At 66.6% G+C, this 12515-nt stretch carries 11 protein-coding genes; 3 read left to right on the forward strand and 8 right to left on the reverse strand.

Annotation, left to right across the window (positions count from 1 at the left end; translation table 11 throughout):
* Positions 1-27: 27 nt before the first annotated feature.
* Entirely contained in the window at positions 28-933 is a 906-nt protein-coding gene (locus tag A3CW_RS0114100; protein ID WP_081771659.1) for a ferritin-like domain-containing protein, read from the reverse strand.
* 190 nt (positions 934-1123) lie between these two features.
* Here A3CW_RS0114100 and A3CW_RS0114105 point away from each other — a divergent pair, with 190 nt between their 5' ends.
* The 3 genes from A3CW_RS0114105 to A3CW_RS0114115 all read left to right on the forward strand — a co-directional run bounded on the left by A3CW_RS0114105 (position 1124) and on the right by A3CW_RS0114115 (position 3268).
* Positions 1124-1648: a gamma carbonic anhydrase family protein gene (locus A3CW_RS0114105; protein WP_028204151.1), complete on the forward strand. Its 525-nt coding sequence runs from the start codon at positions 1124-1126 to the stop codon at positions 1646-1648.
* Positions 1649-1714: 66 nt separating this feature from the next.
* Positions 1715-2677 (forward strand): Hsp33 family molecular chaperone HslO, encoded by a 963-nt coding sequence (gene hslO, locus A3CW_RS0114110; protein WP_028204152.1) that lies wholly within the window; start codon positions 1715-1717, stop codon positions 2675-2677.
* Positions 2678-2866: 189 nt separating this feature from the next.
* Complete coding sequence (locus A3CW_RS0114115; protein ID WP_245623635.1) at positions 2867-3268, forward strand: hypothetical protein; 402 nt, start codon at positions 2867-2869, stop codon at positions 3266-3268.
* 108 nt (positions 3269-3376) lie between these two features.
* Here the strand turns inward: A3CW_RS0114115 and ftsB are convergent, their stop codons facing one another.
* From ftsB to A3CW_RS0114150, 7 genes are all read right to left on the reverse strand, one after another.
* The gene (gene ftsB / locus A3CW_RS0114120) at positions 3377-3799 is read right to left on the reverse strand and encodes a cell division protein FtsB (RefSeq protein WP_028204154.1); all 423 of its coding nucleotides are present in this window, start codon (positions 3797-3799) and stop codon (positions 3377-3379) included.
* Between the two features lie 102 nt (positions 3800-3901).
* Complete coding sequence (gene eno, locus A3CW_RS0114125; protein WP_028204155.1) at positions 3902-5185, reverse strand: phosphopyruvate hydratase; 1284 nt, start codon at positions 5183-5185, stop codon at positions 3902-3904.
* 278 nt (positions 5186-5463) lie between these two features.
* Positions 5464-6318, reverse strand: coding sequence for a 3-deoxy-8-phosphooctulonate synthase (gene kdsA / locus A3CW_RS0114130; RefSeq protein WP_028204156.1), 855 nt, complete (start codon positions 6316-6318; stop codon positions 5464-5466).
* Complete coding sequence (locus tag A3CW_RS0114135; RefSeq protein WP_028204157.1) at positions 6315-7976, reverse strand: CTP synthase; 1662 nt, start codon at positions 7974-7976, stop codon at positions 6315-6317. Before A3CW_RS0114135 ends, kdsA begins: the two co-directional genes overlap by 4 nt.
* Before the next feature lie 139 nt (positions 7977-8115).
* On the reverse strand, positions 8116-8919 hold the full coding sequence (locus tag A3CW_RS0114140; protein ID WP_028204158.1) for an alpha/beta fold hydrolase: 804 nt from the start codon (positions 8917-8919) through the stop codon (positions 8116-8118).
* 75 nt (positions 8920-8994) lie between these two features.
* Positions 8995-11631, reverse strand: a complete 2637-nt coding sequence (locus A3CW_RS0114145; protein ID WP_028204159.1) for a ComEC/Rec2 family competence protein — start codon at positions 11629-11631, stop codon at positions 8995-8997.
* Between the two features lie 90 nt (positions 11632-11721).
* Positions 11722-12510 (reverse strand): TatD family hydrolase, encoded by a 789-nt coding sequence (locus tag A3CW_RS0114150; protein WP_028204160.1) that lies wholly within the window; start codon positions 12508-12510, stop codon positions 11722-11724.
* Positions 12511-12515: the final 5 nt, after the last annotated feature.

The following is a 12515-nucleotide window of genomic DNA, read 5'->3' on the forward strand; positions in this document are numbered from 1 at the left end:
CGTTTGCAGTCCGTCATTCGTGGTAGGTCATTCGTTCGATTGCCGCTCCGTTGGCGGCTTCGCGGCGTCCTGGGCCGCCAGCGTATCCAGTTCGGCTTCGTCGAAACCCGCCGAGCGGCGCGCCTCGAAGTTAAATGGACCGCGCATGCGCGGCGCGTGGTACTGCTCCGCGAGCGCGAGCCATGCCGCGTGCGGGTCGAGATCGCGCGCCTCGCACAGGTGGCGGAACCAATGGTTGCCGATGCGCACGTGTCCCACTTCGTCGCGCAGGATGATGTCGAGGATCGCGGCCGATTCGTCGTCGCCAGCCTGTTTCAGGCGCGCGCGGATGGGCGGCGAGGCGTCGAGCCCGCGCGCCTCCAGCACGCGCGGCACGAGCGCCATGCGCGCGAGCACGTCGGCGCTGGTGCGCTCGCACATCTCCCACAGGCCATTGTGCGCGGGGAAGTCGCCGTATGCGTGACCATAGTCGGCGAGCCGCGCGCGCAGCAGCGAGAAGTGATACGCCTCTTCTGCCGCGACCTTGAGCCAGTCGGCGTAGAAGGCGTCGGGCATGGCGGGGAAGCGCCAGACCGCGTCTAGCGCGAGATTGATCGCGTTGAATTCGATGTGGGCCAGCGCGTGCAGCAGCACCACACGGCCCTGAGGCGTGCTCATGCTGCGGCGCTGCAGTTCGCGCGGCTCGACGAGCGGCGGCTCGGCGGGGCGGCCAGGCAAGCCGGCCGGCGTCGCGATGACGCGTTGCGGTTCCCAGCGCGGCGTAGCGGACTGAGCCTGAGTTTGCACGTGCAGTGCGCGCACCGCATCGGCCTTGGCGACCGGGTCGCATTCGCGCAGCGCGGCGAGCGCGACGACGCGCCAACAGGCGGGCTCGGCATCTGTTGGTGTTGGGACATCAGCGCTCGCGCTGGCGGCGGAGAAAACGGAATTCATCGGCAGAAGAAACAGGGACCGAAAAGCGGGACTGAAAAGCTGACGCGCGCGGGCGCCCGAAAAGCCCCCCAAGCGGATCGCGCACGCAACCGTTTACAATACGCGATTCACCTGCCTTGCGTCGTCCGCAGCCGTTGCGCGTCGCCAGCAGACCGGCAGCAGCCCCGAAAGACATAGGAGACTCAACACCGTGGCCATCTACAAGCTTGGCGAAGCCGCACCGACCATTCACGAAAGCGTGTTCGTCGCGGACAACGCGACCGTCATCGGCAAGGTTGAACTGGCCGAAGACGCGAGCGTCTGGTTTGGCGCGACGCTGCGCGGCGACAACGAGCCGATCACCGTCGGCACGCGCAGCAACGTTCAGGAAGGCGCGGTGCTCCACACGGATCCCGGCTATCCACTCACGCTCGAGGCGAACGTGACCGTGGGCCATCAGGCCATGCTGCACGGCTGCACCGTGAAGGAAGGCGCGCTGATCGGCATTCAGGCGGTGGTCTTGAATGGCGCGGTAATCGGCCGCAACTGTCTGGTTGGCGCGGGTGCGGTGGTCACGGAAGGCAAGGTGTTCCCCGACAACTCGCTGATTCTCGGCGCACCGGCCAAGGTCGTGCGTGAGCTGACCGAGGCCGACATCGCCGGTCTCAAGCGCAACGCGGATGTCTACGCGCAGCGCCGCGAATATTTCAAGGCGCAGCTCGTGCGCATCGGTTGACAGCGCCACGCTCTCGCCGTGTGCGGCGCGGGCCGCGCCGCCCCGATTGAAACGAAGGAAAAGATTGTGAACGACCAGTTGCAAAAATTCATGTTCAGCGCAGCGCCGGTGCGCGGCGAGATCGTCTCGCTGGGCAACACGTGGCAGGAAGTGCTCAAGCGCCGCCAGTATCCGGCGCCCGTGCGCACCGTGCTCGGCGAGATGATGGCGGCGTGCGCGCTGCTCTCGGCGAATCTCAAGTTCGACGGCACGCTGATCATGCAGATCTTCGGCGACGGCCCCGTGAAGATGCTGGTCGTGCAGTGCGGCTCGGATCTGACGATGCGCGCGACCGCCCGCCTCGGCGAAGACTTCACGGGCGAAAACGCCCTGCCGCTCGGCGAGGAACTCACGTTCGCCGACCTCGTGAATCCGGACGGCCAGGGCCGCTGCGTGATCACGCTCGACCCCGCGAAAAAGCAGCCGGGCCAGCAGCCCTACCAGGGCATCGTGCCGCTGAACGGCGAAGACGGCCCGCTCAAGTCGATCGCTGCCGTGCTCGAGCATTACATGCATCACTCGGAACAGCTCGACTCGCGCCTTTGGCTCGCCGCCAACGACGACCGCGCGGTCGGCATGCTGCTCCAGAAGCTGCCGGGCGACGGCGGAATCGTGCCGCACCAGGGCGAACACGACCTCGATACCTGGGAGCGTGTCTGTACGCTCGGCGGCACGCTCACGCGCGACGAAATGCTCAAGGAAGACGGCGAGACCTTGTTCCGCCGCCTCTTCTGGCAGGAGAACGTGCGTCACTTCGAGCCGCTGGCGCCGCGCTTCCAGTGTTCGTGCTCGCGCGAAAAGGTGGGCGCGATGCTCAAGATGCTGGGCCGCGAGGAAGTCGACGGCGTGATCGAGGAACGCGGTCATGTCGAGATTCATTGCGACTACTGCAATCAGCGCTATGAGTTCGACCCCGTGGATGTCGCGCAACTTTTTGCCGTGACGGGGCTCTCAGAAAGCGTGAGCCCCGCGGCCGAGCGTCGCCATTGAGACGAGCTGAAGCAAGCCGAAGCAATCTGAGGCGCACCAGGGCACACTGAGGCGATCACGCCGATGCGGCGCAACGCGGGTTGCGTCGCCGCCCGGGGCAGCGGCACGTCGACAGGCCCGGGGACCGGATCGCAATACGGACCTGCCTTCATCGCAAATTGCTTAGGCGTCCGACAGATGGAGAGGAGCATGATCAAGAACAGGCGCTTCGTACGTCCATTGCGTGACCGCAGGCCGCGCGTGAGCGCGTTGCTCGTACTCACGACGCTCGGCGCGGCCGTTGTGTCGACGAGCGGCTGCATGATGGCCCCGCCGGGCCCGTCGCCGATCTACAGCCGACTGCCCCCGGCGCAGTCGGGCCTCCCGGTTACCGCACCCGTGCTCACGCCCGACGAAAAAGCGCGCTACGACGCGATCGACCGTCAGGTGCTCGCCGAACAGGACAACGCCATGGCCGCGGAAGCCGCGGCGCAAGCCTGGTCGCGCGCGTACGCGCCGCCGGTCACCGTCTACGGCAGCTATTACAGCGGCGGTTGGGGGCACGGCTGGGGTACGGGGATTGGCTACGGCTATCCAGGCTGGGGCTGGTAATCGCGCGGCGTCGCGCCGCGAACGCTCACGACGAAAAAAGGCGCGGCTCGATGCCGCGCCTTTTGTTTGCTGCCTTGCTTGCCCACCTGCTCAGCGCAAGCGCGGCACTCAACCCGCCTTCTTCGCTTCCTTCCCGTGCCCGTGCTTCTTCTCGGGCACACGCGAAACGGGGTTCGGCACCACCCTCACCGGCGCTGCCGACATCTCGCCGCGCGTCGAGGTATTCGACGAGCCGCTCGGTGTAACCGGCGGCGTCTGGTTCGGCGAAACGAACTGCACGAACACCTCGCTGTCCTTCACCATACCCATCTCATAGCGGGCACGCTCCTCGACCGCCGCCGTGCCGCTCTGCAGATCCTGCACTTCGCCCGCAATGCGTTCGTTGCGCAGTTTCTCGTCGTCGTTCTGCTTTTGCTGCTGCGCGAGTTGCTGCTGCAGTTCGTGGACACGCAGCCAACCACCATGGCCCCACCAGAGCGGGTACTGGATCAGCACAAGCAGGATGATCAGAACGACAGTGACAAGCCGCATGAAAGGTGCCGGATAAATACACGCCGCCCTGCGCTATACGCAGGGCGGCGGAGAGAGATGACGAAAGGGTGACAGCAAGGCTGCTGCCGGCGCCGGGTCCGCTTAGCGGAGGTTATAGAACGCCGACTTGCCCGGGTAGCTGGCGATATCACCGAGATCTTCCTCGATGCGCAGCAGCTGGTTGTACTTCGAGATGCGGTCGCTGCGCGAGAGCGAACCGGTCTTGATCTGACCCGCGTTCAGGCCCACGGCGATGTCGGCGATCGTCGAGTCTTCGGTTTCGCCCGAGCGGTGCGAGATCACGGCCGTGTAACCGGCGCGCTTGGCCATCTCGATTGCCGCGAAGGTTTCCGTCAGCGTGCCGATCTGGTTGATCTTGATCAGGATCGAGTTGGCGATGCCCTTCTCGATGCCTTCCTTCAGGATGCGCGTGTTGGTCACGAACAGGTCGTCGCCCACGAGCTGGACCTTCTTGCCGAGCTTGTCGGTCAAGAGCTTCCAGCCGGCCCAGTCGGACTCGTGCATGCCGTCTTCGATCGAAACGATCGGGAACTTGTCGGCGAGCGTCGCGAGGTAGTCGGCGAATTCGGCCGACGACAGTTGCAGGCCTTCGCCCGCGAGCTGGTACTTGCCGTCGTGGTAGAACTCGCTCGCTGCGCAGTCGAGCGCGAGCAGGACGTCTTCACCGGCGCGGTAGCCGGCCTTCTCGATGGCTTGCAGGATGGTCGAGAGGCACTCGTCGTTGCTGCCGAAGTTCGGCGCGAAGCCGCCTTCGTCACCCACTGCCGTGCTCATGCCGCGATCCGACAGGATCTTCTTGAGCGCGTGAAACACTTCCGCGCCGCAACGGAGCGCTTCACGGAAGGTCGGCTGGCTCACCGGCACGATCATGAATTCCTGAATATCCAGGCTGTTGTTCGCGTGCGCGCCGCCGTTGACGATGTTCATCATCGGGACCGGCAGCTGCATCGCGCCCGAGCCGCCGAAGTAGCGGTACAGCGGCAGGCCGGCTTCTTCAGCGGCGGCCTTCGCGACGGCCATCGAAACGGCCAGCATCGCGTTTGCGCCGAGGCGCGACTTGTTGTCGGTGCCGTCGAGCTCGAGCAGGGTCTTGTCGAGGAAGGCTTGTTCCGACGCGTCGAGGCCCATGATCGCCTCGGAGATTTCGGTGTTGATGTGCTCGACGGCCTTCAGCACGCCCTTGCCGTTGTACCGGCCGGTTTCGCCGTCGCGCAGTTCGATCGCTTCGCGCGAGCCCGTGGATGCGCCCGACGGCACTGCCGCGCGGCCCATCGTGCCCGATTCGAGCAGCACGTCGCATTCGACGGTGGGATTGCCGCGCGAATCCAGAATCTCGCGACCGATGATATCTACGATTGCACTCATGGTTTCCTCAGGAAATGACAGTAATTCTTGCGCGCGCTGCGCCGCCTGCTGCATCGGCCCGCGAGGCACAGTTTCTATGCTCGTTCGGGGCACACCGTCACATGGGACAGGCTGCGCGCTCGCCAGGTTCAACTTGCCGCAGCGCAACGCTCACGTTCCCGTGACCGATGCGCTGCCACGCTGCCTTGTACATCGAGCACGGTGCGTTGCGCCGCGCTGCTCCTCCATCGCGCCGCTCATGCAATCGAAGCGGCGCGCCGTACTGCGTAATTCCCGGCTCAGCTGAAGTCGTTCTCGAGGAACGGCGTGCGCTTGACCGCCTGGTCGAGCGTCACGAGGGTTTCGAGCAGGTCGGCCATGCGGTTCAGCGGCACGGCGTTCGGGCCGTCGGACTTCGCCTGCGCGGGGTTCGGGTGCGTCTCCATGAAGAGACCCGCCACGCCCGTGGCGACGGCCGCGCGGGCCAGCACCGGCACGAATTCGCGCTGACCGCCCGAGCTCGTGCCCTGCCCGCCCGGCAACTGCACCGAGTGGGTGACGTCCATCACGACCGGCGCACCCGTCTCGCGCATGATAGCGAGCGAGCGCATGTCCGAGACGAGGTTGTTGTAACCGAACGAAACACCGCGCTCGCAGGCGAAGAAGCGGTCTTCGGAAAGACCCGCCTCACGCGCGGCTTCGCGCGCCTTGTCGATCACGTTCTTCATGTCGTGCGGCGCGAGGAACTGGCCTTTCTTGATGTTGACAGGCTTGCCCGAACGCGCGCACGCGTGGATGAAGTCGGTCTGGCGGCACAGGAACGCGGGCGTCTGCAGCACGTCCACGACCGATGCGACGGGCCCGATCTCTTCTTCCGAGTGCACGTCGGTCAGCACGGGCAAGCCGAGCTGACGCTTCACTTCGGAGAGGATGCGCAGGCCCTCGTCCATCCCGAGGCCGCGAAACGACTTGCCGCTCGAACGATTGGCCTTGTCGTAAGACGACTTGTAGATGAACGGGATGCCAAGCTTCGACGTGATTTCCTTCAGGCGGCCCGCCGTGTCGATCGTCATCTGCTCAGATTCGACGACACAGGTGCCTGCGATCAGGAAGAACGGCTTGTCGAGGCCAACCTCGAAACCGCACAGGTTCATGCTTTCTCCTCAGCGTGCGCCTGCTGGTGCGCGACCGCCGCTTCGACGTATGCCTTGAACAGCGGATGGCCGTCACGCGGCGTGGACGTGAATTCCGGGTGGAACTGAACGCCGACGAACCACGGGTGCATATCGCGCGGCAGCTCCATCATTTCCGGCAGGTCTTCGCTCGGGGTACGGGCGCTGATGATAAGGCCGCCGGCCTCGAGCTTGGGCACGTAGCCGTTATTGACTTCATAACGGTGGCGGTGACGTTCGTTCACGTCCTTGCCATAGATCTCTGCTGCCAGCGTGCCGGGCTTGATCGGGCAGCGCTGCGAACCCAGCCGCATCGTGCCGCCGAGGTCCGAGTCTTCGGTGCGCTTCTCGACCTTGCCTTCACGGTCGGCCCATTCGGTGATGAGCGCGACGACGCGGTCGGGCGTGTCCGGATCGAATTCCGTGCTGTTCGCGTGCTTCAGGCCCACCACGTCGCGCGCGAACTCGATGACGGCGAGCTGCATGCCGAGGCAGATGCCGAGGTACGGCACCTTCGCTTCGCGAGCGTACTGGATGGCCTTGATCTTGCCTTCGGTGCCGCGACGGCCGAAACCGCCCGGCACGAGGATCGCGTCGAGATGCTTGAGGCTCTCGACACCCTCTTCGTCGATCTGCTCGGAGTCGATGTACTCGATGTTCACCTTCGCCGAAGTCTTGATCGAAGCGTGACGCAGCGCTTCGATGAGCGACTTGTACGACTCGGTCAGGTCGACGTACTTGCCGACCATGCCGATCGTGACTTCGTGCTTCGGATGCTCGAGCTTTTCGACCATCTCCGCCCACATCGACAGATCGGCCGGCTTGGCGGAGAGCTTCAGTTCGTCGCAGACGATCGAGTCGAGGCCCTGGTCGTGCAGCATCTGCGGGATCTTGTAGATGCTGTCGGCGTCCCACACCGAGATCACGGCGTCTTCGGGCACGTTCGAGAACATCGAGATCTTCGAGCGCTCGTCGTCGGGAATGCGGCGGTCGGCGCGGCACAGCAGCACGTTCGGATAGATACCGATTTCGCGCAGCTTCTGCACGCTGTGCTGCGTGGGCTTGGTCTTGAGCTCACCCGCCGTGGCGATGAACGGCACCAGCGTGAGGTGCACGAAGCACGCGCTGTTGCGGCCAAGGCGCAGGCTCATCTGACGCGCGGCCTCGAGGAACGGCAGCGACTCGATGTCGCCCACCGTGCCGCCCACTTCGACGATCGCGACATCCGGCTCACCGCACGTCGCCGATGCGGCGCCGCGTTCGATGAATGCCTGGATCTCGTTCGTGATGTGCGGAATGACCTGCACGGTCTTGCCCAGATAGTCGCCGCGGCGTTCCTTGCGGATCACCGATTCGTAGATCTGGCCCGTGGTGAAGTTGTTGGCCTTGCGCATCTTCGTGGAGATGAAGCGCTCATAGTGGCCAAGGTCGAGGTCGGTTTCCGCTCCGTCTTCCGTCACGAACACTTCGCCGTGCTGAAACGGGCTCATCGTGCCGGGGTCGACGTTGATGTAGGGATCGAGCTTGAGGAGGGTGACTTTCAGACCGCGCGATTCGAGGATCGCGGCGAGGGAGGCGGCGGCAATACCCTTGCCAAGGGAGGAAACTACGCCGCCGGTGACGAAAACATATTTGGTCATCGCTGGATGCTCGCGGGAAAAACGGATTATACCTGAAAGCAAGGGCTAACCCTGAATTTTGAGCGCGCAGAAACGACGCGCGGCGCGTTGCCCCGCGCTCTACCCTGCCGTGCAAGCAACCACGCCGGGAAGCGGCCGCTCAGGCTCCGTTTTCCATGGCGTAAAGCATGCGCTGCACCGCGCGCGCAGTCTCGATCGGACGCTCCATGGGATACAGATGGCTGCCCTCGATCCACTCGAAGCGCTCGCCAGCAATGCGCCGTGTTGCCGCAAGCCCGACCTGGCGGACTTCACGCGACTGCGTGCCCGCGACGAAGCTCACCGGCACGGGCGACCCGTGCACGAGCCGCGCGCCGAGCGTGTGCGGCAGCGTGCGGTAAATCATGTATTCGGTCAGGCGGTCGAAGGCGAGCGTGCGGCCGCCGTCGACCGAGGTCTGAGGAATGCCGAAGTCGACATAGTCGGATAGCACGCGCTCGTCCCAGCGCGCGAACGCCGCCTTCGAATGGAAATGCCGCCAGGCCTCGTCGCGGCTCGCCCAGTTTGTGCGGCGCGTGCGCGTGGCGACTGCCGGCGACAGGCGGTCGTCGAGGCCGGTCCACTGCGAGACCCGCAGCATGCTGCTGCGCCACCCCGCGATCACAGGCGAATCGAGCATGACGACGCCCTTGACCCACTGCGGCTTTTTCAGCGCGGCCATCAGCGACAGATAGCCACCGAGCGAATGGCCGACGAGCCAGACGGGCTCCTCATAGGTGCGCCCAATGTCGTCGAGCAGTTGCTCGACCAGATGCGGCCAGTCGCGGGTGACGGGAAAGCGCGCGTCGTGCCCGATGCGCTCGATGTAGCGCAGTTCGTAGTTGTCGCCCAGTTCGGCGAAGAACGTACGATACGTCGAGGCAGGAAAGCCGTTCGCGTGCGAGAAATGGATGACGTTTTTCAAAGGCGGCGTGTCTCTCTATTTTGTTGATCTCTTTCGTCGTGCGCACCTGCTTCACGCTGCCAGCGGCCCGGCGCGTCAGTCCTGCGTCGGCGGGTCCGTCCAGTAGCGCCGCTGCGTATCGCGAAATCGCTCGACGGCGAGTGCGCCGGGGCGCGCCTCCACGCGCGCGGCGCCATCCGCGTCGCTGCGCGCGAGCACGATGTGGCGGCCCGCGTAGCGCGCGTAGACGCCCGGATGCGGGTGATGAAAGCGGTTCAGATAGCCTACCTGAAATATCGCGACGAGCGGCCAGACAGAATCGAGGAACGGTTCAGTCGACGAGCTGCGGCTGCCGTGGTGCGGCACGACCAGCACCTGTGCGCGCAGCCGCCCGGGGTCGCGCGCGACCAGCGTGCGCTCGACGCCCGCTTCGATGTCGGCGGCGATCAGCGCGGAGACCGGCCCGTCTTGCGCGTCGGGCGCGGCGCTGGCCGCCGTCGTCACTCGCAGGACGCAGCAATGCGCGTTGGGTTTGCCCGCGAGCGGCCCGGGGTCGGGCCACAGCACTTCGAAGTCGACGCCGTCCCACCGCCAGCGCTGGCCCGCGGCGCACTGCACGGCCTGCGCGCCCTTTGCGCGCGCGCTCGCCCACAGCGGATGCGCGGGCAGCATGGCCGCCACGAATGCCCCTACGTCGACGGCATCGAGCACGGCTTGCGCACCGCCCGAATGATCGGAGTCGTCGTGGCTGATCATCAGCGCGTCGAGGCGCCCTATGCCGTGCGCCTGCAGATACGGCACGACGATGCGCTCGCCCGCCTGCGTCGATTCGGGGCCCGGACCCGCATCGAACAGCAGGCGATGCCGGGCCGTTTCGACCAGCGCCGACGTGCCCTGCCCAATGTCTAGCGCCGTGAGCCGGAAAGCGCCCGGCGGCGGCCCCGTGGGCGCGGGCACCAGTAGCGGCAACCACGTGAACGGCGCGATCCAGCGCAGCGGCCAGCCGCGCGGCGCAAGCCACCAGGCGACGCCCACTGCCGCGCAGGCGAGCGGCCACGCTCCGGGTTGCGGCAGCCGCAAAACCGCCCACGGCAGGCTCTCCAGCGCGCTCAGCGCCACAACCAGCCAATCGAGGCAGGTATGTGCGGCGCGCAGCGCGAGCGCGTCGATCGGCGCGGGCATTGCCGCGCTCGCGATGACCAGCGGCGCGACGAGCATGCTCACCCAGGGAATCGCAAACGCATTGGCGAGTGGACCGATGAGCGGTATTTGCGCGAACCACCAGGCGGTGAGCGGCGCGAGCGCGAGCGTCACGGCCCACTGCACGCGAGCGCCATCGCCGAGACGTGACGCAAGACGCCGTATCGCCCCACGCCAGCCATCAGGCGGAAGCGCCATGGCGGCAAGACGTCGAAGCCAGCCGTCGCGCGCGGCTGGCCCCGCTAATGGCTCAGTTCGGTCGCGCATCGGATCGTCGGTGTCCGCGCCAGAATCCTGCGGCGCGTTCCTGTGCAAGCGCGGCACGCCACTCGCCGCGAAGAGGATCGCCCCGACGGCGCAAAACGAGAGCCAGAAGCCGGCTGCCGTCACCGCCCACGGATCGCGCAGCAGCACGAGCCCGAGCGCCCACGCCAGCACGTGCGAGCGCGCGACCTCGCGCCCAGCGAATAGCGCGAGCGCAACGACCGCCAGCATCCAGAGCGCGCGCTGCACCGGCACATTGAAGCCTGCGAGCGCGGCATAGATCCCCGCCGCGAGCAACGCGCCCGCAACGGCCACTTTCTGCGCGGGCACGATGAGCGGCGCCTCGACGCCGCGCCAGCGCGCGCGCCGCCACAGGGCGCCCGCGACCCACCCAGCGAGCCCCGCGACGAACGCGAGATGCAGCCCGGAAATCGCCACCAGATGGCTCGTGCCCGTATTGCGCATCAGACGCCTGTCCGCGTCGCTGACCGCGTCCTGCGCGCCGGTTGCGAGCGCGATGACGATGCCGCGATGCGGCGCATCGCCGAGCACCGCATCGATGCGCGCACGCAGCGCGGCGCGCGCCCGCTCGATGCGCACGCCGATGCCGGCGGCGTCAACGGGCAGACGCACGGCATGCGCGGGATCGCTCACATAGCCGATGGCGCGCACGCCGCGCGCGAGCAGTGCGACTTCCGTATCGCGCAGGCCGAAGTTGCCGTTGCCATGCGGGCGTTTGAGCCGCACGGCAAGCCGCCAGCGCGCGCCGGGCACGAGCGGCGGCAGCGGCGCCTCGCGCGCCACCCACGACAACTGAATCAGATGCGGCAGCGGCGTGGCGGCTTTGTGCGTCTCCCAGGATTCGACACGAAAGAGGAAGCTTGCGCCGTTCGCGCCGTAGGAAGGCAAGCTGGAGATATAACCGGCGATGTCGATGTCGTGCGCCTGCCAGGCTGCGGGAAGTGCCTCAGCAAGCCGCGTCTCGGCGCGCCACGCCGCGTAGCCGAAGCCCGCACATCCGGCCGCAAACCACACCGCCGCCCAGCCACCCGCCATGCGCCAGCGTCGCCCGCAGGACAACCCGAACACCCGGCGCGCCATCTCGTGAGATTCGTCGGCCGGCGGCGCGGCGCCCAACGCCCATACCGCCCAGCCGGCCGCGAGCACGGTTGCCAGAACGAGCCCGAGCCACGCGCCCCACCCCGGCAACGCCGCCTGTCGCTGCAAGGCAATCACGCCCAGCGCAAACCCGCACCAAATCCCCCGCATCCTGCCTCCTCGCAACGAGGGGGCTGAATGCACGGACCGCGTCAATCGCGCCGCGTTATATGCACGTTGTGCACGCCACCCTGGAAACGATTATGCAGACGAAAGCGCGAGCCGCGGCAGCGCAGCCGCCGCGTTAGCCGTCGTGCCAAGTGCGAGTTCCTCGGGGCTCAAGCCCCGCAAACCTGCGAGCACGGCGCCGATGCGCGGCACCTGGTCGGGCGTGTTGCGCGCGCGATAAAGCCAGGCGGGCGAGATATCCGGCGCATCGGTTTCCATGACGATTGCCTCGAGCGGCAACTGCTGCGCGAGCCTGCGGATCTGCAGCGCGCGCTCGAACGTCACATTGCCGCCGAAGCCCAGATGCATCCCTTGATCGATGAATGCTCGCGCCTGCTGGAAGCTGCCGTTGAACGCATGCGCGATACCGCTTTTCACGCCATTGCGGCGCAGCCCCTTGAGCACCTGGTCCTGCGATTTGCGCACATGGCAGATCGCCGGCAAGCCGAACTCGCGCGCAAGGCGCAGCTGGGCATCGTAGAAGTGCTGTTGACGAGCCTCGTCGAGGCCCGCCACGAAGTAATCGAGCCCGATCTCGCCGATGCCGACGAAGCGCGGATCATCGAGACTCGCCTCGATTTCGCGGCGCAGCACTTCAAGGTCTTCGTCGCGCGCCTGCGGCGTGTAGAGCGGGTGGATGCCGAGCGCGTAGACCGCGCCCGCGGTGCGGTGCGCGAGCGCGCGCACCACCTCGAAGTTCTCGCGCGCCACCGCCGGGATCACGATGCGCGACACGCCGGCCGCGTGCGCCGCCGACGCGACCGCGTCGCGGTCGGCGTCGAATTCGGCGGCATCGAGATGGCAGTGCGTGTCGGTCCACATGGCGC

Origin of the sequence: Paraburkholderia nodosa DSM 21604 (genome assembly GCF_000519185.1) — a bacterium.
Taxonomy (GTDB): domain Bacteria; phylum Pseudomonadota; class Gammaproteobacteria; order Burkholderiales; family Burkholderiaceae; genus Paraburkholderia; species Paraburkholderia nodosa.